The organism is Haloarcula sp. R1-2, from assembly GCF_011627385.1.
Lineage (GTDB): Archaea > Halobacteriota > Halobacteria > Halobacteriales > Haloarculaceae > Haloarcula > Haloarcula marismortui.
In genome coordinates, this window is the sequence record NZ_JAANTG010000003.1 from 249,788 (window position 1) to 273,856 (window position 24,069).

Below are 24,069 nucleotides of genomic sequence, written 5' to 3' on the forward strand. Positions count from 1 at the left end.
AAGCGTCAGGCCCCGGACAACGAATCGTCGGTCAGTGCAGCCAACCGATCTTTGGCGTCGTCCCACTCGCCACCAGCCTGTGGTTCGTAGGTCGTCGTCTCGAACGCCGACTCGACCAACTGCCGCCCGGTTTCGATGTCCGGCACTGTCCCGGCCGCGACAGCCTGTGTGAGGACGTTGCCGACAGCTGTCGCCTCGACTGGGCCAGTCGACACTGGGCGGTCGGTAGCGTCAGCCAGCAACTGACAGAACAGCTCGTTTCTGACACCGCCGCCGCCGAGAACGATACGTGACGGTGGGTCCTCGACGACTGCCGCGAGCGCGTCGAGTTCCAGCGCCGTCTTCGCCGCCAGACTGTCGAGGAGACAGCGGACGATACCGCCCTGCCCCGTCGGCATGGGCTGGCCCGTTCGTCGACAGTAGGCCCGAATCTGGTCAGGCATCGGCTCGTCGATGCCGAAGGTGTCGGCGTCCGTATCGACGAGTGCGGTCCGCGCCGGGGCTTTTTCGGCTGCCGACAGTAACGTATCGTAATCGGCTGGATCGTCCGCATCGCGCCACGCTTTGCGGCATTCTTCGAGCAGAAAGAACCCGTTGATGTTCTTCAGGAGCCGAACGGTCCCGTCGACGCCGAGTTCGTTCGAAACGGCGTGCTCGAAGGCGGCATCTGTCCGTACTGGTTCGTCTCGCTCGACACCGAGAATGAACCACGACCCGGTGTTGAGAAACGCGGCGTCCTCGACTAGCGGGAGACCGGCGACGGCCGCCGCCGTGTCGTGGCTCGCCGGCGTCACGATCTCCGGCGTCGAAGACAGCCCAGAAACGACGGTATCGTCGACGGTCCCGAGACGCTGACCGGGTTCGGACAGGTCCGGGAGTAGGTCCGTCGGAACCGATAGCTCCCCAAGCAGGTCGGTGGCCCACGTTCGCGCCTCAGGATCGACCATCTGTGTGGTCGAGGCTATCGTCACGTCGCCCGCCGGCTGTCCCCCTATCCGTGCCGAAAGGAGCTGTGGCATCATGAGCAAGCCGTCGCTTTCTTCGAGAAGTTCGGGCTCGCGGTCGGCGATAGTGTGGAGTTGCCACAGCGTGTTCGGTGTGTTCCAGTTCGTGATGCCGGTCGCGTCGAACAGCCGCCGCTTCCCGACAGCCTCGAAAACCTGCTCGCGCGTGGCCGTCGACTCGGGGTCGCGGTAAGAGACCGGGTCCCGGAGCAGTTCGCCGTCGGACAGGAGTCCGAAGTCGAGCCCCCAGGTGTCGATACCGACCGTGTCGAGGCCGTCGGCGCGGTCGTCGGCCGCACGGAGCCCGTCGCCGATGTGGTCGACCAGCGCGTCGACGTCCCAGACGTAGCGGCCGTCCCGTTCGACGGGTCGGTTGTCGAACCGGTGGACCTCCTGTACCGCGAACGAGGACTCGGTCACCTCGCCGAGGAACACCGTCCCGCCGCTCGCGCCGATGTCGATTGCGACGTGGTTCATGGGTCAGTTGGGAGCGGCACGCGTGGTCACTGCCCGTAGCTGTCGAGCTTGTCGGCCAGCCGGTTGATCTCCTCGTCCGGGAGGATTTCCGGCTCTCCGATGGCCCGGGCCTGGTGGTGGATGCGCGCGCAATACTCGACCATCAGCGCGACCGTGTAGGCGTCGTCCAGCGTTTCATCGGCCGTCAGTACCCCGTGGTTGCGCAACAGCGTGGCGTTGAACGACTCGCCCAGCGCGTCGACGGCCGCTTCGCCGAGTTCTTCGGTCGCGTGTGTCCGGTATTCGGCGACGGGGACCTCCGTCCCGGTAAACGAGAGGAGGTAATGCGAGGCCGGTATCGGCTCGCCCAGCGAGGCGAAGGTCGTCGCGTACGGCGAGTGGGTGTGGACGACGCCGCCGACCGCCGGTCGCTCGCGGTAGACGGCCAGATGCATCGGCAGCTCCGTCGACGGGTCGACGTCGCCCTCGACGACAGTGCCGTCCGTGTGTACGATCGGAACGTCTTCCGGTTCGATCTCTCCATAGGGGATTCCCGACGGGCTGATCGCGATGTGGTTCTCGTCGAGCCGGGCGCTGAGGTTCCCGCCAGTCCCGGTTGTCAGGTCGTCGTCGAGCAGGCTCCGGCCGTACTCGCAGATAGCGTTACGCGTCTCGTAGTGTGGAATATCTTGAGCTGTCATGTGTCGTGTGTCGATAACTGTCGGTTGCGGCGAGTGAGGCGACGACGGGTATCGCCGTCACTCGGCGGGTTTTATTTGCTCTTCGAGCGCCATCTCCGCGTCGTCACCGAGCTGGCGCTGGTGGATCGTCTCGCCGCTGGCGGCGTCGAACAGGTGTACGTCCCGATCCGGAATCTCGACGTAGACGTGTTGGCCCTCGCTGATCGGGCGCTGGCCGTCCGTCTCGACGATGAACGTCTGGTCGTGGCTCTGTGACCGCGCCCGGAGATAGACGTAGGAGATACTCCCCATCGGTTCGACGACGTCGACGACGGCCTCGAACTCGTGGCCCGAGTTCGCCCGGTCGTGAAGCGTCATGTCTTCCGGCCGGATACCGAGGACGAGTTCGTTTCGACTGCTAACAGCGGACTGCATCCGCTTGGTCAGGTCGAAGTCGAAGCCGTCCGCGCGGAGCGTTCCGCCCTCGACGTTGCCCTCGAAGAAGTTCATCGACGGCGAGCCGAGGAAGCCGGCGACGAACTGGTTGGCCGGACGGTAGAAACATTCCAGCGGCGTCCCGACCTGCTGGAGTTCCCCGTAGTTGAGGACGACAAGCCGGTCGCCCATCGTCATCGCCTCTGTCTGGTCGTGGGTGACGTACAGCGTGGTCACGTCAAGGTCGTTCTGGAGCCGGTTGATCTCGGTCCGCATCTCCGCCCGAAGCTTCGCGTCTAAGTTTGACAGCGGCTCGTCCATCAGGAAGACGTTCGGGTCACGGACGATAGCGCGGCCGAGCGCGACACGCTGTTGTTGTCCCCCGGAGAGTTCGCCGGGCTTGTCGTCCAACAGCATGTCGATGTCCATCATCTCGGCGGCGGACGTGACGGCTTCTTCAACCTCGTCGGCGGACATGTCCGTCGACATCTTCAGCCCGAAGGACATGTTCTCCTCGACGGTCATGTTGGGGTACAGCGCGTAGTTCTGGAACACCATCGCAATGTCTCGGGCGCGCGGGCCGAGCTGATTGACCAGTTCGTCGCCGATGTGAATGTCGCCTTCCGTTTGCGTTTCCAGCCCCGCGACGATGCGCATGAGCGTCGACTTCCCGCTCCCGGACGGACCGACGAAGACGATGAACTCGCCATCGCGGATGTCCAGCGAGACGTCGTCGACGGCGACGATTGACTCATCTCCTTCACCGAATCGCTTCGTAACGTCGTCGATTGTGATCTTTGCCATTATTTTGCCTCCGATGTGCGGCTAGTTGAAGCTACCGCCGCCGCAGGGGCGTCGTTTGCGGGCGATGCCTTTCGTGGTGTGGACGGCGTGGTCATTCTTTGATCACCACACCGAAGCTGAGGCCGGCTGCGAGGTACTTGTTGACCGCGATAAGGAAGATGACGACCGGGACGATCATCGCCGTCGAGGCGGCCGCGAGCATCCCCCACTCGATGGAGCGGGAGCCGATGAACGAGTAGACGAACAGCGTCACTGGCACGGCCTCGAAGCTCGTCAGCACGAGCCCGAACAGCAGCTCAATCCACGCGAAGATGAAGCTGATGATGGCCACCGAGAAGATGCCCGGCTTGGCCGCCGGCAGGACGACCTTCCTGAAGCCCTGGAACTGGGTCGCGCCGTCAACTCGGGCCGCCTCCTCCAAGGTCTCGGGGATGCCGTCGAAGAACGCCTTCATCACCCAGACGACCAGCGAGAGGTTGATGCTGACGTACATCAGCACCATCCCGATGCGCGTGTCGAACAGATTGAGCTCCCGGAAGATAATGAAGAACGGGAGCACGACGGCGATGGGCGGGAGCATCCGCGAGGAGAGTATCCACACGAGCACGTCCCGCTCCATCGGGATGTCGTACCGCGAGAGGACGTACGCGGCGGGCACGCCGATGAGCAAGACGAGGACGACCGACGCCGACACCATCACGAGGCTGTTGGCGAAGGCCGCGACGAACCCCGAGTCCTGAATCAGCTGGATGTAGTTGTACACCGTCGGCAGGAATATCCAGTCAGGCGGCAGCGAGTTCGCTGTGCCCGGCGGCTTCAGCGACATCGAGGCGAGCCAGTACAGCGGGAACAGCACGATGAACGACCACGTCAGCAGAATCGTGTGTCGAACGACCGTGACCAGCGTCTCCCGGGTGTCCTTGTCGAGTCGCTGTGAAGCGGAAGGGGAATCGCCGTCAGTCGTCGCCATCAGTCCCACACCCCCTCGAAGCCGACCTTCGCGATGATGACGTTACACAGCGCGACGACGAGGACGAGGTAGACGATGGCTATCGCCGCGGCCACGTTAATCTGGTTGTTGATAAACATCTGCTCGTAGATGTTGATGCTTACGAGTTGGGTCGCCGTCCCCGGGCCGCCGCCCGTGAGGCCGTACACCACGCCGAAGGTACGGAACAGGTCGATAAGCCGGATAAGCGTCGCGACGAAGACGACGGGCTTCATGTAGGGGATTATGACGTGGACGTAGCGCCGCCACATCGGCGCGCCGTCGACCCGCGAGGCCTCGATGAGCGTCTTCGGCACCGACGAGAGGCCGGCGTAGAAGATGATGAACATGAACGGCGTCCAGTTCCACGCGTCAAGAAGGATCACCGTTAGCAGCGGGACATCAGAGAGGAAGTTCGGTGCTGCGAACGGGGTTCCGGTGTTTATGACGTATGGAATGATGCCGATTTCGCTGTTCAGCATGATCCGGCCGATCGTCGCAAGCGAGACGGGGGCGACGGCCATCGGAATGATGAACAACACCCGATAGAACGACTTCGCCCGGTTGGAGCCGACACCGGCGACGAGCGCGGCGAGGAGGAACCCGAGCGCGGTTTCGAGGAGCAGTGCACAGGTGACGACGGTAATCGTGATGACGAACGAGTGAATCGCGCCGCCGCGGGTAAACGCCGTCTCGAAGTTTCGCAGTCCGACGAACTCGGCCGAAAACACGTCGAGTGCCGGCTCCGCGATGAGGCTGAGATACAGGTCGTAGGCACCGGGGAAGAAGGTGATCATCACCATCACCACGACCATCGGTGCCATGAACCAGTACGGGAGGTAGTCGTTCCACAGGTCCCGTAGCCTGGCGAAGGTCGATTGTGGTGTCGTTTCCGTTTGCGTTGGTGTACTCATTTGTGGGGTTTATTTTGGCGCAGGTGTGGCTTAGAGTTAATTGCTGTAGATGTCTTCCGCGATGGACGCCGCCTGAGTCATCGCTTCCTCAGCGGACTTCTGGCCGGCGATTGCGCGCTGCAGTTCCTCGGAGTAGCGCTGGCCCCACTGCGGGTACTTCCGGTCGAAGGGGTCCGGCGCCGCTTCCTGCAGGGATTCGAGCGTGACCTGCGCGAAGTTCTCGCCCACGCGCGAGCGGAACTCGTCGTTCTCCCAGACGGATTGTCGGACGGAGAACGCGGCGTCGCCCTCGACGTGCATCCAGGTGTTGGTCGGCTGTGAGGACGCCCACACCATGAACAGGAACGCCTGCTCGGAGTTCTGTGCGTTCTTGGACGTGGAGATCTGCCAGTTGAATGCGTTGGGCGAGAACTGGCCGTCAGCCGGGCTGGGAGCCTTCGCGATACCGATGCTGTCAGCGACCGAGGAGTCAGAGCCGGTGAGTCCGGGCCAGAACAGGTTTGCGTCGGCGACGATGTGGCCGGCGCGGCCCTCCTGCATCGTCGAGAGCACGTCCGACCAGGTCTGGGTTGAGGCCCCTTCAGGACCGTAGTCCTGCAGCAGGCTGACGTACCACTCGGCGGCGTCGATGACGCCGTCGGAGTCGAGGCCGGAGTCTGTCGGGAACTCGGTCCACAGCGAGGTGCCGAACTCTCGCAGGAACGTGTTCAGGATGTAGATGTTCATCCCGTAGCCCTTGTCGCCGCGGCCGACGGTGCCGACGACGTCCGACTCGTTTTCGTGGATGGTCTGGGCGTTCTGTCGGAACTGTTCGAGCGTCTCCGCGACCTCCAGGTCGTGCTTGTCGTAGAGGTCTTTGCGGTAGAACTGCGTCTGGACTTCGACGGTAATCGGCATCCCGGTCCACGTGTCGCTGTAGCCGCCACCGTGGGCCTGCCAGCGCGACGCCTCGAAGAGATCGTCGGGCTCGTACCAGTCCTCGTCGAAGAGACTGTCGTCGTCAAAGAACGGGTCGAGCGGCTGTATCCAGCCCTCTTCACGGAACTGGTTGACGACTTGGTCCATGTAGAAGACGTCGAACTGCCCGGCGCCGGTACTAACGTCTGTCTGGCGCTTGGTTCGGAACTGCTGTTCGGGCAGGACGTTCCAGACGACGTCGATTCCGGTCAGTTCTTCGAAGACGGGGACTGCGGGCTTGATGGCCGAAACCCAGGGATGCTGGACGGCTCCGATGTTGATCGAGGACCCCTCGAACTGTCGCCAGTCGATATCGGCGTCCTCGTACTCGCTGAGCGGAATTGCGAGTTCACCGTCGCTGCCGCTGGTGCTGGTTCCGCCATCGCTGCCACCGCTTCCGTCGCTTCCATCGCTCGAACCGTCGCTCCCGTCGCCGCCTCGTGTGCAGCCAGCGAGGCCGCCGAGTAGTCCGACACCTGTCGCTTTCAGGAACTTCCGCCTGTTGGAGTTGGTCATGCCAGTTTGCCTCGTCACTATCGAAATACCGATGCATAATAAAGGTAATCATCTGTAAGGTAGAATACCCATCTCACTGGGCGAGAACAGACGATATACAGTACGGAAGCCCCCATCCACGAACTCATCTGTCTCCGGAGTACGGGGAACCGTGGCAAGATTTTAATACGCGGTCCGAAAATATCGGGAGTACGGATCGTAGCCAAGTCCGCTGTGTGTCCAGCTCAGTTGGACTAGTGACAACGGGCTACGGCCCAGACCACCCATGACCCGACCCACACCAACTCACGAAAGAGGTACTGCTGCAGTGACGACCGCGATCCGACCGTTGGAGGACGACTGATGCGCGCCAGCACGTTGACCGATGTCGGCGAAATTACTGTGGAAGACCGCGACCGACCGGACCCTGCGGATGACGAGGTTCTCGTTCAGGTAGGTGCCTGTAGCGTCTGCATGACCGACTATCACATGTATCACGGCACCTTCGCAGCCGAGACACCCCTGGTCCTTGGCCACGAAGGTGCCGGGACCGTCGCGGAAGTCGGTGCTGACGTCGATCGCTTCGCAGTCGGTGACCGCGTCGCAATCAACCCCACCGTCCCCTGTAACGCCTGTTCGTACTGCAAGAGGGGTGAGACGCACCTCTGTGAGAACAACACGAGCATCGGTGGTGCCGGTGACACCATTCTCGACGGTGCCTTCGCCGACTACGTCCGCGTCCCGGCCATCAACGTCGAAGACATCGGTGATATGTCCTTCGAGCGGGCCGCGCTCGCCGAGCCGCTCGCCTGCTGTGTTCATGGCGTCGAACAGACTGACATCAAACCGGGAGACAGTGTCGGTATTATTGGCGCTGGCCCGATCGGCTTGCTACTCTTGCAAGCGTTCCGCAACGCGGGCGCTGCTCCAATCGTGGTTTCCGAACTCGATGACGAACGGCGAGAGTTGGCCGCCGACCTCGGCGCAGATGCCGTCATCGACCCCAACGAAGAAGATCCCGAGGAAGCAATCCCGGCGGCGGCCGGTGGACCGGTCGACGTCGGCGCTGAGGCCATCGGGCTCGTCCCGACAATCAAGCAGGCTAACGCTGTGACTGCGCCCGGCGGCTCGACGCTCATCTTCGGCGTCCCGGATCAGGAAGCGACGATGGAAGTCAGTCCGTTCGATGTCTTCTTCGACGAGGTCGACTACCGCGGTTCGTTCTCCCTGACGACCGAGGACTTCGAGCGAGCGATAACACTGCTCAGACACGAACGCATCGACGCAGAGACGCTCATCACCGAACGTATCGGGCTTGACGACCTCCCGGCAGCGTTTGAACGGATGGGCAACGCTGAGGGACTGAAGAAAGTAGTCGTTCCAGGGGACTCCGAGTGAGCGAGTACGCCTTCCTTGATACTGCGTCCGGAAACGCGGTCGTCGTGGCGCTTGACCACGGTCTCGGAATGGGCGCAATCGTCGGGTTTGAAGACCTGCGGGCCCGCGGTCTAGTGATGGGACGCAGCGTCTGGCAGACTGCGGACCCAGCTGCTTTTGTGTCCGCGCTCCGCGGAACCGTCCACGACTCTGATGCACCTGGAGTAGCCTGGCCGCCCTGAAGCGAATGTTTCTACGCGTTCGTGAGTTAGCTGCGAGCTGAACACATCTGTTCTGTAGAGCAGAACGAATAAATTTCGGCAGTTAGACATCGTAGCAATCTCGTTTGGGCCAATAAATAATGTAGAATAATTCATGTTACTAGTTCACAAAACCATGACTGTTCTGCTCTAGTGAACAGACTTTTCACAGCATAAGTTGAAATGATACCCAATGACTGACGAACCACAGTATGCGGTCGAAGCAACCCAAACGTCCATTGCTATCCTCGAAGCGCTTGTCAACGCGACGGGACCCATCGGTGTGACAGAGGTTGCCAATACCGTCGGGGTATCCAAGAGCGTCGCTCACAACCATCTCTCGACGTTGCGTGCGGCTGGATACGTTGTCAAGCGCGCAGAGAAGTATGAGGCATCGCTCCGCCCGCTGGCTCTCGGTGAGCGAACGCGTGACGGGCTCAGTTTCTATCAGGCAGCGGAGCAGCAACTGGACAACCTCGCGACGGCGACAGGGGAGACAACGACGCTGTTTGTCCTCGAAGAAACGTCCGGTGTCCCGGTGTCGATCTCCGAACCTGAGGACGGCTGGTCAACCCCGTTCCACGCGGGCGAACGGTTGCCACTCCACGTCAACGCCATGGGAAAGGCATTGCTGGCGTCGCTTCCGAGTGACCGCGTCGAATCGATTCTCGATGAGACGGAACTTATTGCGCCGACCGACGCCACGATCGTAGATCAGGACGAACTCGCCGAGGAACTGCGCCGAATCCGCGACGACGGCATAGCGTTCTGCAGAGGAGAACAGTACGAAGGGATCATCGGTGTTGCCGCCCCGCTCCCTGATGTCAGTGGCAATCGGGTCGCTGCGCTGGGGATCGCTGGCCCTGTTGAACGCCTGAACGGCCGATACCTCAGGGAAGATATCACTGGGCAAGTCCTCAGCACGACAAAATCCATTCAGGTGGCCCTTACATCGAATTAAGAGATTCTGGAATAACGGACGTACCACTGTTATTCTATCGGTGGCCGCCATCGAAGTGGACAAACGACCCCACTGCTACACACCGCTACCGGCGACGCCTGATCTTCATGCGTTGAAAGGATCGTTCGCGGTCACCTCGGCATCAGACGCAATCTCGCCAAGGGATCGTGGCTTACTTTATCCTCCCTTCCACTGACTGTGAGATCAAGCATCACCGTGTGAATGCCACTGCTGTCAATCGCGTGCTGTTCTCTATAGCAGAACACACAGCAGGTTTGAATAGCAAGGTGCTATGTGAGGACAGCCGAACCAGCTACACAGCGGCTATTGGTCCCTAACTTCGCCCTCCCATCAAATATAAACCTATAATGATGTAGACTCAAGACATATGTCCCGAAGTTGAGTATAGAAATGCTAGATATATATTTGTCTTATCCAAGTCGGTATGTCCACTGGCGATGTCCGGTCTCCCACGGAAGTAGATGTATCTGATATGTCCCGCTACGAGACGACGCAGCACCAGAGAACCTACTGCAACCGTGGCCCTGCCAGAGACTGAGACATGCGATTTCTGCGTAAACTGCAGGAAAACCGACCGTATCCTCACAATGGGGTGCCACAGCCCGGGCACAGCGGAGGGGCGGATTCGGGGAGTGAAAGCCCGCAGTGTGGACATCCATCATCTCCTTCTCGTGTCCGGATTTCCGAAACAATCTCGGCTGTCTGCGTGCGGATTGCATCTCTCGTGGCTATGCCTGTGAATCCATTCGCAGATTCCGTCCCGCGATGCCGGGACAGAGCGAATTGCGCTCGTTTTGCAACAAATTCCTCGGCAACGGTGAGATCGTCAAGTTGTGTTTGCGGAAACGATTCTATGCTATCAGTGCCGGCAAGCAACCCCAGCGCTTCGGCCGCTCGCCCACGAACGTATCTGCTTTCGTCTTCGAGACACGAGACGAGTGCTTCCCTGGCGTCTACAAGCCGTTCGGGGCACGCAGACCCGATAACGACGAGAGCTGTGCTTAAGTGATATCGGACAACTTCACTGTCCGATTGAAGATGCTCGGCGAGTGAGTCGACCTGATAACGGAGTCTCTCGGGACTACCCAAGGTAACGTGGGCCAGCGCCTTCGCTAATTTCTCTGTTACTTCTGGTTTGTCGAACTCTAGACCGATACGAAGGTCTGCCACGACCGCAGGCGAGACGACGGCGTCGGGATGGTCGACGGCGACGTAGCCCAGCGCCTCTGCACATCGAGCACGAACGTAGTAGAACTCTGACTCATCCGCCAGTCGCTCGGCAAGCGTTGGGACAACCGGAACCACGCTGTCCGGCGCGCCCTCGCTGATCGTGACGACCAATTTCGCTGTCGTGAGCCGTGTTGGCCGCTCGCTGTCCTGTAAAAAATCGGTGAGCGATGGCAGTACGCCGTCGAACAGTTCCGGCTGCTCGTCGGCAGCCGCTTTGAGTGACCGCAAGCACGCCTGTTGGGTAGCCGGTCCGGCTGTCGAAAGCCGCTCAAGTGCCGCAACTGCGTCAGCTTCGTTCCCTTGTTCAAGTAATGTCGCAATCTCTGTCTCTGGAGGTCCACTGGGTTGGTCGTCCATCGGTCCGTTGTCGGTGCTTCTCAGAGAACCCACAAAACCCCTTGCTTCCCGGTTATTGCCCGATCTGATAACAACCACTCACCGGTGAAGCTGCTATACCGTGATTAAGCCATCATATGGCAGTGGATGCATCATTGCCACATTTACTTATCGAATATATCGATACGGAATACCAAAATTTGGTTATATACTGAGTGTCGTTTCTATGAGCAGCGACCGTGATAGAAGCCAAGTGCACCAACAGTGCAACCAGTTTAGGCCACCTGATGAGTCACCCGTTTCAGACAAAAACTAAATGATGATGTAGGTTTTCAGTTCGCGTATAGATGGAAAGCAAACGCGCGTCGTTCGAGGGTGCTCTCGAAGCACTGGGTGTGACAGTTTCTAGCACTTCTGAGTCTGAACTCGAAGCCGCTGTTACGGAAGCAGTCACGGAGCCTGCAGTCGGAGTCGCGCTCGACGAGACGGTTGGGGACGGGACGTTTTCGCTCGTGGAGACGCCGATAACCGTCGACCCGACGCCGGCCGCGCTCCGCGAGGCGACCACCGGCGTAACGGGGGCCGAACTCGGTGTCGGCGATTACGGCTCACTCGTCCTCTCGATGACTGAACAGGCTAGTGAACTCGTGAGCCTATTTGTCGAGCGCCACGTCGCCATTCTTTACGAGGAAGACATCCAGCCCGATATGGACGCAGCAGTGGCAGAACTGGACGAGCGGTTTACCGAAACTAACGGGAGTGCGATTATTGCAACAGGGCCGAGTGCAACGGCCGACATGGGCGCGCTGGTCAAGGGCGCACACGGTCCCAAAGAGGTCCACGTCGTCGTCGTCGAGGGGGAGGACTGACAATGGCGACTGCCGATGAAATCCGCGAACTGATGCGGACCGAAGGTGCGGCAATCGCGGAGAACACGCAGGGATTTAATACGGGACGCTACGACTCTGTCGGAGATCTAGAGGACTACGAGGACCTCAAGCGAGCGGCCCGGGGTATCAAGGAGGACGCCATCGAGGAGCTACCGGAACTTCTCGACCAGCTAACGGAGACTGTCGAAGCCAACGGCGGGACGGTGTACATCGCCGACGACGCCGCTGACGCGAACGAGTACATCCGCGATGTGGCCCACGAGCGCGCGGCTGACCGGGTCGTCAAGAGTAAGTCGATGACCAGCGAGGAGATCGAGGTCAACGAAGCGCTCGAAGCAGATGGCGTGGACGTAGTGGAAACGGATCTGGGCGAGTGGGTGTTGCAGATCGCCGACGAAGCCCCCTCTCATATCGTCGCCCCGGCCATTCACAAGTCACGCGAGAGCATCGCGGAGCTGTTCAACGAACAATTCGACCCCGACGAGCCTCTAGAGACAGCGGCGGAACTGACCCACTTCGCCCGCGAGAAACTGGGTGAGCAGATCATCGACGCAGAAGTCGGGATCACCGGCGCGAACTTCATCGCGGCCGATACCGGGACGATGGCGCTGGTCACTAGTGAGGGCAACGCTCGCAAAACGGTGGCTGCGACGGACACACACGTCGCCGTCGCTGGCGTCGAAAAAGTCATTCCGACAGTTGCAGACCTCCACCCGTTCATCGAACTCATCGGTCGGTCGGGCACCGGGCAGGACATTACATCGTACGTCTCGTTGCTGACCCCTCCGGTTGACACGCCGGTCGTCGATTTCACCGACAACGAAACACCGCTGTCGGAATTCGATTCCGACCGCGATTTCCATCTTGTATTGATTGACAACGGCCGACTGGAGATGCGAGATGACGAGCAGCTTCGGGAGACGCTGTACTGCATCCGATGTTCCGCCTGTTCGAACTCGTGTGCGAACTTTCAGAGCGTCGGCGGCCACGCCTTCGGCGGGGAGACGTATTCGGGTGGCATTGCGACGGGCTGGGAGGCCGGTATCGAAGGGCTGGACGTGGCCGAGGAGTTCAACGACCTCTGTACTGGGTGTACGCGCTGTGTGAATGCCTGTCCCGTCGGTATCGATATTCCCTGGATCAACACTGTCGTCCGGGACCGCATCAATCGCGACAAAGAGGCTCCTGGAGAGTGGCTCGTCGATGGCCTCACTCCTGACGAAGAGGACGACGGCGCACCACTGCAGAAGCGCTTCTTCGGTAACTTCGAGACCGTGGCGAAACTGGGCAGCGCCACCGCGCCGGTGTCGAACTGGCTGGCGGACACGACACTCGCTCGGCAAACGATGTCCCGAGTTCTGGGCATCGACCCGCGCCGAGACCTTCCAGCGTTCGAACGGGAGACGCTCGTTGACTGGGCTGGCGACCGTGACTCACAGGTCACAAATCCCGAGCGCCGGGCGGTGCTGTATCCGGACCTGTACACCAATCACGTGCAGGTAGAGCGGGGCAAAGCCGCGGTAAGGGTGCTTGAGTCGCTGGGTGTCGACGTGGTAGTGCCGCCGGCTCCGTCCAGCGGCCGCGCGCCGCTATCACAGGGTATGGTTGCGACGGCGACAGACCACGCTGAGCGGGTCACAGAGGCCCTCGAACCACATATCGCAGACGGCCGCGACGTGGTCGTTATCGAGCCGAGCGACCACGCGATGTTCACCCGCGAATACGAGCGACTCCTTGATGAGTCGTCTTTCACTGACATCGCGGCGAACAGCTACGAGGTGTTCGAATACGTCTTCGGATTACTCGACAACGGCGCATCCGTCAATTCACTCTCGACCGTCACCGGCGCGGAAATCGCGTATCACAGCCACTGCCAGCAGCGAACACTCGGTCTTGAAGCTCATACCGTCGCTGTCCTCGAAGAATGTGGCTACGACGTTGTTACATCCGACGTGGAGTGCTGTGGCATGGCCGGGAGCTTCGGGTACAAGTCCGATTACTACGAACTGAGCATGGACGTTGGCGACCGACTCCGGACCCAGTTGGAAGACGACGGCGTACAGGACCGGCCCGTCGTCGCCAGTGGGACCTCCTGTCTGGAGCAGATCGACGCGCTACTGGAGCGGCAGCCGCGCCATCCGATCGAGCTGTTGGCGACGTAAGCGACCGCTGCGGCTTGTTATTTGCGTGCAGGCAGGAAACATTGCACCTAACGCGTGTACGCCCGTTATTTATACCGTGCTTATATCCATCTGTATGTCGGGGGCGTACGTCGGATTGGATCCCGGGATCTGAGGTCGCGCATCCGTGCTCTGACGACCTTTATGTACTATTGCTTGTCCTGTTCATGCTCTGCAGTCCAAGTCCACAGGTCCGCTACCGGCAGCTACTCGCGAAGCGACGGCGCGACGAGCTGTCCGTTATCGAACTCAATCGGTGACGGGTCTTCGACCACACGAAGGTCGTCACGGTCGCGTGCGGCCTCGACCAGCGCCGGCGATGCGTAGAGCTGGTGGAGATGCATCGTGTCGGCTGCACGGAGGACTCGAACGGTGTCGGTGTCGACGACCCCTATCGTCGACAGCGCAGCGACGATGCCGGCGCGGTCGGTTTCGACCACCGGCGGCAGTTTCACGCCACGGATCGTGCTTGCAGTAAGGGCATTGATCAGCGACGTTTCCGCGTCAAGTTCCGCAATAATATCAGCATGGATGATATCAGCTGAGCCGATGCCCATCGCGTTCCCGTGGGTCTTCTCTGTCAGCCCGCGTGTGAAGATGCGTTTGATATCCGGTGTCTCTGGAGCCGGCTCGTTTATCGAGAACGGTCGGCGGCCAATGACGTTTGTATCGAGTCCCTGACCGCTGATTTCTTTCCCCTGACGGTCGAACACCACGAGATCCAGCTCTTCGAACGGGAGCGTCGGCATCAGTTCGTAGGCGGTCTCTAACAGTTCTTCTTCGCGGTCGAGGAAGCCACTCGGCGGCACGCCCTCTATCAGCGTTGTCTCGTCGTGCTGGTCCTCGACGATTGCGACGCCGCCGACGATGGGCAACTCTTCGAGCAGCCGGCCAGTAATCTCTGGAATCATCTGGCGAAACGACCAGTCGACGGCCCACTTGTGGGCAATCTGTGCGCCGCGCTGCTTGCCCATGCCGATGACGAGCATCTTCGAGAGCCCGCTTTCGACGGGGCCGTCGAAGTCCGTGTGCGGTTTGACGCGGTTGATTGGGATGATTGCATCAGCCGCCACAGCGTTGTCATCGGCGACGACAGGCACGTCACGGTCCGGTGTTCGTCCGACCTCGACCACGTCCATACTCGACCGGATTTCACAGCCGATGGTCGACTCGGTCACGCCCAGTTCGTTCAACATTGTTCGTTGCCCCTCGCCGGTCGCACCACCGTGGCTTCCCATCGCCGGGAAGACGAATGGCTCGTAGCCGGCGTCAGAAACTGCGTCGACGACACCAGCGACAATAGTAGGCAGATTCGCGATACCGCGACTGCCGACACCCAGCGCGACTTCACCGCCGTCAGGCACGTCCGCAAAGGACAGGGATTCGGCCGCTCGGGCTGCGTGTGTTGCGACATGGGCTGGCGTTATCGGGTCTGTCTCCCAGTTCTGTTCAATGATACCGAATTCGGGGAGCGGTGGATCGTCACAGGCGTCGACGATCGTCTCTTCCGGGACCGAGAGTGCGTCCGCCGCGATCTGTTGATCTGATGCGTTCATACGCGGCATATCAGTCCGTCTATTGATAAACGTGACCCACGGTCCAAACGGCGGCTGCCACCCCTATCGTCACTCAGCAGTTCGGTAGTCCCACTCGAAAGCAACCACCGTGTACCGGGGCCTCCGTTACTCGCTTGGGCCCGGAATAGCGAGCGCGATCACGTCGTTGACGTTTGTCCCGGTTGGTCCGGTTTCAATTGTCGCCTCGATTTCTGAGAGGTACGAGCCGACATCGTTTGCAAGCAACGCCTCGCGGGCCCGTTCGCGGTCGCTAATGGCGGCCCCATCCGCGATAGCACCAGCCACATCGGAGCTTCCGTCTTCGCCGTCAGTGTCGACGGCCGCGATGACCGCGTCGCCGTCGTGGGCCAGTGCACCGGAGAGAACAAATTCCTGATTCGGACCTCCCTGTCCGCCATCCCCTGTTACGGTGACGGTCGTCTCGCCACCGGCAAGGAGAACAGCCGGCGGTTCGACCGGTGTTCCCGTCGCTGTTGCCTCTTCGGCAATTGCGACGAGCGGTTTCGCCACTTCGCGGGCTTCGCCGCGCAGGCGAGACGTGAGCACGAGTGGTTCGTACCCCGCCTCCCGTGCGACGGCCGCGGCGGCGTCAAGTGCGGTTGCGTTGTCCCCGATGAGATGGTTCGTCACCCGGTCAAAGACTGTGTCACCGGGAAACGGCGTTTCCGATACTCGGCCATCTCGCCCGGATTCGAGATAATTGCAAACGGCCGGCGGTGGTGTGAGGTCGTATCGTTCGAACACGTCACGGGCGTCCTCGTACGTGGTTTCATCCGGAACTGAGGGACCGCTACCGATGGTTGAGAGGTCGTTTCCGACAACGTCGCTGATTAGTAACCCAGCGACAGTGGCGGGAGCCGCGCGCCGTGCTATCTGCCCACCTTTCAGGTCTGAGAGGTGTTTCCGAACCGCGTTGATCTCCGCAATCGGGACGCCGCCACTGAGGAGCCTGTCGGTCGTTGTCTGGAGGTCCTCCAGTGTCAGGTCCCCGGCCGGAGCCGATAGAAGCGCGCTGGCTCCGCCGGTCAGAACAAACAGGATGAGCGTCTCCGCATCGGCCTCGTCAACGGTTTCGAGAATATCGGCCGTCGCCACAACGTTCCGGTCCGACGGTAACGGGTGATCTCCGACAGAACTCCGGACGGTTTCGGTGTCAATAGTCTGCTTGACGACCACGTGGCCACCGCTGAGTGTGTCCCCGAGAATAGATTCAAGCGCCCGTGTCACACCGCCTGCGGCTTTCCCGCCGCCGACGATGACGACCTCGCCGTACTCGTCAAGGTCGTATGTCGTCCCGCCGACCGTCAGCGTCTGGTCTTCGCGGCCGATGGCTGACTTGGTGGCGGCCTCAGGCGCGGCCGCGTCCACGGCAGCCTCGATACAATCGAGTGCGATCTCGTGGACACGATTACTAACGACCTCGGCTCGGTTGCGAATCATACGACTGCTTCCGACCAGACCAGTAAAAGTCTGGCTCAGTCGCGGGTTCCACTGTTTTCCGCACCACACCTGTTGATATCGAACGTTCTACGTCGGGTAGTCGCAGGCAAGACTGTGGATAACAGTGTTCGATGGTTCCAATAAATAGTTAGAATTCATATACAGGTGTGGTCGTGGAACGGATACTAGTTTCCATCCGGTACTTGCGTCTATATTTCATAGATAGACGGCCAAAAACGCGGACAGGCACTCGGCAGCAGGGTTACTGTGATTCGAAATTGGTAGGACGTAGCTTCTCGGATGAGTTTTCCTCTGAAACGAGCCAATATCCGGCTAATCGATTAGGTTTTTCCGGTCTGCAGTGAGTGTGTCCCCTCCGGCCGAAGGAATGGTTTCGATGTGCGAACGTGGTAAAGACCGTCTTATAAGCCGTTAGCTGGATGCTATTCCACCGCTGAGAATCGCCTCCTCGAACAGCTCTCGTAAGTAAACTCCTAACAAGACATTGCACTCGAGGAGGTCGGCGTATGGGGTTTCTCGCAGCGTCCTTGCGATACAGGTGTGATCGTCGAAAAGTGACTCACGTCTGTTCGGCGTCGAGCGTCACTTCGAGGCCCTTCCGGAGGGGCAGGGACGGTTCGTACCCGAGCAGTTCGCGTGCGTCACCGAGGTCTGCTTCGCTCTGTTGAATGTCGTTCGCGCGACCGGGGACGTGCTCGACCGCGATGTCCGTACCGACGACGTCTCGGACCGTTTCGGCGAGTTCGTTTATGCTAATGCTCCGTCCGGTCCCGACGTTGAACGGCCGGCCGATGGCGTCCGTCGTAGCTGCGAGCAGGTTCGCACGCACAACGTCGTCGACGTGGACGAAGTCCCTCATCTGTGTCCCATCGCCCTCGACCGTGAGCGGCTCACCGGCCTGGGCCTGACGGACGAATGTGCCAATGACACCGGCGTACTCTCCGTCAAGCCCGCGTGGACCGTAGACGTTGAAGTACCGTAGCGGAACCGTCGGTAGCCCGTACTCCTCGGTGTAAAACCGCGCGTACTGCTCCCCTAGGTATTTCTCGAAGCCGTATGGACTATTTGGTTCGGTTACCGCGTCTTCCCCAATGGGAACGTCGTCAGGGGCGCCGTACACGGCGGCGCTGGACGCGAACACCACCCGCGTGTCCTGCCGCCGAGCGCAGTCGAACACGTTGACGGTCGCCGTGCCGTTCAGTTCGTGGCAGTCGACCGGTTGCTCGATTGACTCTGGGACGCTGACCATCGCCGCCTCGTGAAACACGACGTCGACGCCCTCTATCGCCGCATCGAGCGTCTCCCTGTCCCGAACGTCACCCTCGATAACGGTCACGTCATCGGGGAGGTTCGCCCGCCGTCCTGTCGAGAAGTCGTCGAGGACTCGCACATGGTTGTCCACAGCCAGTGCCGACGCCAGATGGCTCCCGATGAAGCCACCACCTCCGGTGACCAGTACCCGACGGCCGCTGAAGGTATCTGTAGACATGTCGTTCGGAGACGCGGTTCTCACGGTTTAAGTTATTCGTACGCATACGGTCGTCTTCTGCGACCGGAAAATGTGTCTCACAGGCTGTACACCAGTCTGAGTTGCGCTGTGGCTACCGCAGGGATATGCCGGCTTGCTCTGAGTAGTACTACTGTTTGTTATCTGCTCACTGCGGATGGCGCAGAATAACGCTGCCAGCCGAAAGCTGGGAATAACAATATGTCAACTCGTACACAGCGGAGCACAACGGAGTCCACTACCCGACACAATGATGCCAATACGCGTACCGGAGCTCGTGGACGACCACACTGAGCGACCGCTGCCGAGTGCGGTTCGAGAGTTGGGCTGAAATGTCTGACAGAATCCAGCAACCGCCCGCGAGTGACGGTATTCGCGAGGTTTCGAAGAACTTGCCAGCGGTGGGACTGGTCGCAACCGAGTCAAACGCCGAGTGGATAGCGGCCGAAATCCTCCGCATACACTCACGGGCACATCAGGTAATCGTCACGGCGGCCGTCGACGCTGACCCGCAGGCGCTCACTTTTGCCCGCTGGCTCGATGCGGAGGTGGTCGACCCGTCCGGGAGTCAACCCCAAACTGATACCCCCCGCGAGCGACTGCGGCGGTACGCTAGACAAGCGGGATATCCGGGCCTCGTGTACCACGGCGAGGGGGATGGGTCGGTCAGTCTCCCGGCGAGCCGTGAGGCGCTGAACAGTGCCGAGACGTTCACTATCGATGCCCGCATCGAACCGGTCACCGACCCGGAGCCGACCGTCATGGTCGGAATTCCGGCGTACAACGAAGCGGGGACAATCGGGACCGTGGTTGAATCGGCCAGAGAGTACGCCGACACCGTTCTGGTCGTCGATGACGGGAGCACTGACCAAACCGTCAAAGTCGCAGAGGCAGCCTGCGCAACGGTGTACGAACATGAGCGCAACGTCGGGTACGGAGGTGCGCTCAAGAGCATCTTCGAACAGGCGGACCGGAACGCCACCGACCATCTGGTCGTCCTCGATGCCGACGGTCAACACGACCCGAGCGACATCCCAGAGTTGGTCGAACGGCAGCGGGAATCGGAGGCGGAGATTGTCATCGGGAACCGGTTCGGTGAATCCACCGAGACCGAGATGCCGCTGTATAGGCGGTTCGGGCTGTTCACGGTCAATGTCATGACCAACCTCAGCCTCGGAATCCTCACGCCGACCAATCGAATACGTGATACGCAGAGCGGCTTCCGGGCGTACAGCCAGACGGCGATAAGCTCGCTGGCTTCGGACAGTTCGATCGGCGACCGGATGGACGCGAGCACGAATATCCTGTATCACGCCCACTCGAACGGCTACCAGATAGCGGAGGTGCCGACGACAATAGATTACGACGTGGAGGCGTCCAACAACCTCGGTCCGGTCGAGCACGGACTCACGCTCGTCGGGAACATCATCCGGACAGTCGAGCGAGAACACCCGATTATGTTGCTCGGCGTCCCCGGTGTCTGCTTCGTTCTCGCCGGATTCGTGTTCACGTACCTCACAATGTTCAATTATTTCCAGAGTGGGACCTTCCCACTCGGGCACGCGCTGGCGAGCACTACCTTCACCATCACCGGCATCCTTGCCTCCTTCACTGGAATCATTCTCCACTCTCTGGAACTGTACCGGCAGTAGCCGGCGACGCGACGGCAGGCCGGCTATTACCCTGTGCCTCACTGTCTGTCAGGCAGTGTTTACCCGGTGCCTGTGGCCGCCGACCGTACACAACTTCTGCATAACAAAGAGTACCGTATCTCATTCGTAGGCCAATGGGACACGAACCCAAACCGGACTGTCTGGAACGAGGACAGCGCCGTGAATCATCCGGGGAACCACGGGAGGCCTCGGAAAGGTGACTATCTGCGTCCACGGGCTCGGATACATTGGGCTCGCGACCGCGGCACATTTCGCCAACAACGGTACCGAGGTCATCGGTTTCGACGTCGATGAAGACGTGCTTGAACGTCTCAGCGAGGGCGAACCGACAGTCAGCGAACCGGATTTCGAATCGTACGTGCAGGACGCACTGGAGGGGAACTTGGCGCTGAGCCGCCAGCCGCAACCAGCCGATGTACACGTAATCTGTGTGCCGACGCCGTACGACGAGATGAACGGCGAAGCGGACCTCACCTACGTGAAAGACGCCGGACGGAACGTGGCGAGCGTACTCAGGTCAGGCGACACCGTAATTCTGGAGTCGACGGTCCCGCCGGGAACGACCACCGAAGTCCTGGCCCCGATTCTTTCCCGAGGGGGGCTCGACGTCGGAGACGACGTGGAGTTAGGATACACGCCAGAAACAGTGATGCCGGGGAACACGCTCAGCGAACTCCGCACGAACGACCGCATCGTCGGCGGCGTCGACGAGGCGTCTGTCAGAACGATCAAGGCACTCTACGAGTCGCTCACCAGCGGGGAGATCCATGTCAGCGCTGACCCGACGACCGCCGAGTTCGTGAAACTCGCACAGAACGCGAAGCGGAACGTCAGCATCGCCTACGCGAACACGCTTGCACTACTGGCCGAGAACTACGGCGTCGACGTGCGGTCTGCCATCAGTCTCGCGAACAACCATCCGCGGGTCGACATCCTGAATCCGGGACCCGGCGTCGGCGGACACTGTCTCCCCGTCGACCCGCACTTCCTGAGCGACGGGACAGGTGCGACGGAACTACTCGACGTGGCGAGTCAGGTCAACGACCGGATGCCGGAACACGTCGTCAGAATGGTTGAAGACGCCGTCGGCTCGCTACACGGCAAGACTGTGGCCGTCCTCGGAATCACGTACAAGGGGAACGTCAGCGACACTCGGAACAGCCCCGGCCTAGAGGTCGCGAAACTGCTTGGAGACATCACGACAGAGGCTCGTACGGCCGTTGACGGCGGGTGGGGCGAGAGCTCGGTTACCATCCACGACCCGCGAGCGACGGATTCGAGGCTGCAACTCGTCTCGCTCGAAACGGCAGTCGACGGCGCTCATGCGGTGATATTCGGGGCGTCACACGACGAGTTTGGCGACCTCGACCCGGAAGCTATTGGTTCGAAGATGTCGGGACGGACCGTGATCGACCCGGTCGACGTTATCGACGCGGAGCGGTGGACCGATCATGGATTCGATGTCCGGACAATCTGAGCTAGGCACATCCCTGACAGACGATGCAGTGACGCGCAGAACCGACGGCGTAGGAAGTTTATAACAATTCTGTTGGTTGCTTACGAAACCGGTATGGAACCGACTGGACGCGACTGGTATCGGACGCCTGACCTGCGAAACCGGGGACCACAATGACAGGAAGCAACGTCAGCTTCGTGCTCGGAACGCGTCCGGAGATAATCAAGCTCGCACCGGTAATCCAGGAGTGTCACCGGCGCGGTGTCGACACGCACGTAATCCACACCGGGCAGCACTACTCGGACTCGCTGGACGCGGTCTTCTTTCGACAGCTCGGGCTATCGCCGCCGGATGCGAATCTGGAGGTCGGCTCCGATGATCACGGGGCCCAGACCGGAGCCATGCTCGCCGGCATCGAGGAGGAACTCCACGACATCGAACCGGCAGTCGTGTTCGTTCAGGGGGATACGAACTCGACGCTCGCGGGCGCACTCGTGGGGAGCAAGATGGACGTCGATGTGGCCCACGTTGAGGCCGGGCTTCGGAGCTTCGACGACGATATGCCCGAGGAAACCAATCGGGTCATCATCGACCACATCTCCGACCACCTCTTCCCACCGACTGAGGAGACGGCGGCGCTACTCCGGAACGAGGGCATTCCGGAAGACCGCATCACGGTTACCGGGAACACGGTTGTGGATGCAGTCCAGACCTACGACGATAGAGCCGCGAGCGAAAGTCGGATTCTGAGCGAACTCGGCCTCACTGAGGGGCAGTTCGATCTCCTGACCGCCCACCGTGTAGAGACGGTTGATGACCGTGACGCGTTCGAGCGAATTCTCAGCGGCGTCTCTCGGGCGAGCGCTCAAGCGGACCAGGAGGTCATCTACCCGATACACCCCCGGGCAGAGGACCGCCTCGAAGAGTTCGGTATCGCGGTCCCGGCCCGGATCCGACTCGTCGAGCCGCTGGGGTTCTTTGATTTCCTCCGTTTGGAGAGTACAGCGGACGTGGTGTTTACCGATTCAGGCGGGGTTCAGGAGGAAACAAGTATCCTCGGGACGCCGTGTGTAACGCTCCGCTACGGGACCGAACGGCCCGAGACGGCGTTCGTCGGTGCGAACTGCGTTGCCGGTCGGGAGCCGAGCGCTATCGTTGCGGCGGCGACACAAATGCGTGGAAAGGCTGGGGACTGGAAAACGCCTTTTGGAGATGGGACAGCCGCCGTTCAGATTCTTGATACGATTCCGGAACTCGCCGTCGGCGAGACAGTCACGGCGACGGAGTAAGCGGGGTCTCTGGCCGGGCTTACGAGAGCGGGACGCCCGGTCCCACCGGTTGCCCGTGCCAGTAGTAACTTTCTTATTTTATTACTCCGCCCTCTCCAGCCGGTAATGGCAACTGACGCAGACGCAGGCATCGAGGTGGACGCACTCCCGGTCGACCTGTTACTGGTGGGACTCCTCGGTCTTTGGCACCTCGCCGCGGCCCAGGGGTACGTCGGACAGTTGTCCGTCCAGGCCGTTCTGGGGCTGGCAGCGGTGCTCATCGCGCCGGGATACGCCCTGGTTTCCCTCCTGTTCCCGCGCCGTGCCTCCGAGGCGGGGCTGTTCGAGGACCGAGGAGGCCGAATCTCGCCCGGTGAGCGGCTCGTCCTCTCGGTCGGGGTCAGCATCTGTCTGGTCCCGCTAGTGGGGCTCGGGTTAGTCCTCCTGTCGTACGGCGCGACCACCGGACTGTTCCAGTTCTCTATCGGGGCCACGACCGTACTGCTCACCGTTGCTGGGGCGGCCCGACGGCTGCGAGTCCCACCGGCTGAGCGGTTCAGTCCCCTGCGGTGGGTGACGAGCGCGCGGTTCCGGGCGTCCCTGCGGCCGTCCGGCGGCGTCGGGGCGTTGCACGTCCTGCTCGTACTCGGGCTTCTCGTCTCCGGGACCGGAATCGGGTACGCGGCCATGACGGCCGAGCGGGGCGAGCAGTTCACGGAGTTCGGGCTGATGGCGGAGTCCGACGACGGGGAACTCGTCGCCTCTGAGTACCCGTCACAGGTGCCGCTCGGCAGTTCGGCGACGGTGCAGGTCACTATCGGCAACCACGAGGGACAGGACATGGACTACACGGTGGTCGTCATCGCCCAGCGAATCGAGAACGGCACCGTCCTGAGCACCGCACGGCTCGACCGGTTCGACGCCCGTGTCGCGGCGGGCGAGACGCTCACGCGGCCACACGAGATGACGCCCTCGTTGGTCGGTGAGAACGTCCGAGTGTCGTATCTCCTCTACCGCGGCGAGGCCCCGGCCGGAGCGAATCCGCGCCCCGCGAACGCATATCGGCGCACTCACATCTGGGTCGACGTCACCAACAGCTGAGGGCACAGGATACATCTGATAAAGGCAACGTTATCCGG

The 24,069-nt window shown here is 60.9% G+C and carries 19 protein-coding genes; 9 read left to right on the forward strand and 10 right to left on the reverse strand.

Annotated features, from left to right (window positions below):
• Positions 1 to 5: 5 nt before the first annotated feature.
• From G9C82_RS15285 to G9C82_RS15310, 6 genes are all read right to left on the reverse strand, one after another.
• Complete coding sequence (locus G9C82_RS15285; protein ID WP_127014572.1) at positions 6 to 1,481, reverse strand: rhamnulokinase family protein; 1,476 nt, start codon at positions 1,479 to 1,481, stop codon at positions 6 to 8.
• A gap of 26 nt (positions 1,482 to 1,507) precedes the next feature.
• On the reverse strand, positions 1,508 to 2,161 hold the full coding sequence (locus G9C82_RS15290; protein ID WP_127014573.1) for a class II aldolase/adducin family protein: 654 nt from the start codon (positions 2,159 to 2,161) through the stop codon (positions 1,508 to 1,510).
• 57 nt (positions 2,162 to 2,218) lie between these two features.
• Positions 2,219 to 3,379: an ABC transporter ATP-binding protein gene (locus G9C82_RS15295; RefSeq protein WP_127014574.1), complete on the reverse strand. Its 1,161-nt coding sequence runs from the start codon at positions 3,377 to 3,379 to the stop codon at positions 2,219 to 2,221.
• Positions 3,380 to 3,470: 91 nt separating this feature from the next.
• Positions 3,471 to 4,349, reverse strand: coding sequence for a carbohydrate ABC transporter permease (locus G9C82_RS15300; RefSeq protein WP_127014575.1), 879 nt, complete (start codon positions 4,347 to 4,349; stop codon positions 3,471 to 3,473).
• On the reverse strand, positions 4,349 to 5,281 hold the full coding sequence (locus G9C82_RS15305) for a carbohydrate ABC transporter permease (RefSeq protein WP_007190034.1): 933 nt from the start codon (positions 5,279 to 5,281) through the stop codon (positions 4,349 to 4,351). Before G9C82_RS15305 ends, G9C82_RS15300 begins: the two co-directional genes overlap by 1 nt.
• A 36-nt stretch (positions 5,282 to 5,317) precedes the next feature.
• Positions 5,318 to 6,754 (reverse strand): extracellular solute-binding protein, encoded by a 1,437-nt coding sequence (locus tag G9C82_RS15310; RefSeq protein ID WP_127014576.1) that lies wholly within the window; start codon positions 6,752 to 6,754, stop codon positions 5,318 to 5,320.
• 342 nt (positions 6,755 to 7,096) lie between these two features.
• On the opposite strand from G9C82_RS15310, the gene G9C82_RS15315 reads away from it, so the two are divergent.
• The 3 genes from G9C82_RS15315 to G9C82_RS15330 all read left to right on the forward strand — a co-directional run bounded on the left by G9C82_RS15315 (position 7,097) and on the right by G9C82_RS15330 (position 9,331).
• The gene (locus G9C82_RS15315) at positions 7,097 to 8,131 is read left to right on the forward strand and encodes a galactitol-1-phosphate 5-dehydrogenase (RefSeq protein ID WP_127014577.1); all 1,035 of its coding nucleotides are present in this window, start codon (positions 7,097 to 7,099) and stop codon (positions 8,129 to 8,131) included.
• Positions 8,128 to 8,352 carry a hypothetical protein gene (locus G9C82_RS20610; RefSeq protein ID WP_004965887.1) on the forward strand — a complete coding sequence of 75 codons (225 nt, stop codon included), beginning with the start codon at positions 8,128 to 8,130 and terminating at the stop codon, positions 8,350 to 8,352. Before G9C82_RS15315 ends, G9C82_RS20610 begins: the two co-directional genes overlap by 4 nt.
• Before the next feature lie 211 nt (positions 8,353 to 8,563).
• Entirely contained in the window at positions 8,564 to 9,331 is a 768-nt protein-coding gene (locus G9C82_RS15330) for an IclR family transcriptional regulator (protein ID WP_127014578.1), read from the forward strand.
• A 603-nt stretch (positions 9,332 to 9,934) separates the two neighbouring features.
• Here the strand turns inward: G9C82_RS15330 and G9C82_RS15335 are convergent.
• On the reverse strand, positions 9,935 to 10,939 hold the full coding sequence (locus G9C82_RS15335; RefSeq protein WP_127014579.1) for a HEAT repeat domain-containing protein: 1,005 nt from the start codon (positions 10,937 to 10,939) through the stop codon (positions 9,935 to 9,937).
• Positions 10,940 to 11,265: 326 nt separating this feature from the next.
• Between G9C82_RS15335 and G9C82_RS15340 the strand changes: the two genes are divergently transcribed.
• Positions 11,266 to 11,787 carry an LUD domain-containing protein gene (locus G9C82_RS15340; protein ID WP_127014580.1) on the forward strand — a complete coding sequence of 174 codons (522 nt, stop codon included), beginning with the start codon at positions 11,266 to 11,268 and terminating at the stop codon, positions 11,785 to 11,787.
• 2 nt (positions 11,788 to 11,789) lie between these two features.
• Positions 11,790 to 13,970 (forward strand): LUD domain-containing protein, encoded by a 2,181-nt coding sequence (locus tag G9C82_RS15345; RefSeq protein WP_127014581.1) that lies wholly within the window; start codon positions 11,790 to 11,792, stop codon positions 13,968 to 13,970.
• Positions 13,971 to 14,194: 224 nt separating this feature from the next.
• On the opposite strand, the gene G9C82_RS15350 is transcribed toward G9C82_RS15345, so the two are convergent.
• The 3 genes from G9C82_RS15350 to G9C82_RS15360 all read right to left on the reverse strand — a co-directional run bounded on the left by G9C82_RS15350 (position 14,195) and on the right by G9C82_RS15360 (position 18,515).
• Positions 14,195 to 15,544, reverse strand: a complete 1,350-nt coding sequence (locus G9C82_RS15350) for a DUF362 domain-containing protein (RefSeq protein ID WP_127014582.1) — start codon at positions 15,542 to 15,544, stop codon at positions 14,195 to 14,197.
• Between the two features lie 126 nt (positions 15,545 to 15,670).
• Positions 15,671 to 17,005, reverse strand: coding sequence for a glycerate kinase (locus G9C82_RS15355; protein WP_127014583.1), 1,335 nt, complete (start codon positions 17,003 to 17,005; stop codon positions 15,671 to 15,673).
• Positions 17,006 to 17,585: 580 nt separating this feature from the next.
• Complete coding sequence (locus tag G9C82_RS15360) at positions 17,586 to 18,515, reverse strand: NAD-dependent epimerase/dehydratase family protein (RefSeq protein ID WP_127014584.1); 930 nt, start codon at positions 18,513 to 18,515, stop codon at positions 17,586 to 17,588.
• Between the two features lie 350 nt (positions 18,516 to 18,865).
• Here G9C82_RS15360 and G9C82_RS15365 point away from each other — a divergent pair, with 350 nt between their 5' ends.
• The 4 genes from G9C82_RS15365 (at position 18,866) to G9C82_RS15380 (ending at position 24,031) form a co-directional block, all read left to right on the forward strand.
• A complete protein-coding gene (locus G9C82_RS15365) occupies positions 18,866 to 20,185 on the forward strand; it encodes a glycosyltransferase family 2 protein (protein ID WP_127014585.1) in 1,320 nt (439 codons plus the stop codon).
• Between the two features lie 217 nt (positions 20,186 to 20,402).
• A complete protein-coding gene (locus G9C82_RS15370; protein ID WP_127014586.1) occupies positions 20,403 to 21,683 on the forward strand; it encodes a nucleotide sugar dehydrogenase in 1,281 nt (426 codons plus the stop codon).
• A 152-nt stretch (positions 21,684 to 21,835) separates the two neighbouring features.
• Entirely contained in the window at positions 21,836 to 22,951 is a 1,116-nt protein-coding gene (gene wecB, locus G9C82_RS15375) for a non-hydrolyzing UDP-N-acetylglucosamine 2-epimerase (RefSeq protein WP_127014587.1), read from the forward strand.
• 105 nt (positions 22,952 to 23,056) lie between these two features.
• Positions 23,057 to 24,031, forward strand: coding sequence for a DUF1616 domain-containing protein (locus G9C82_RS15380; RefSeq protein WP_127014588.1), 975 nt, complete (start codon positions 23,057 to 23,059; stop codon positions 24,029 to 24,031).
• Positions 24,032 to 24,069 lie beyond the last annotated feature (38 nt).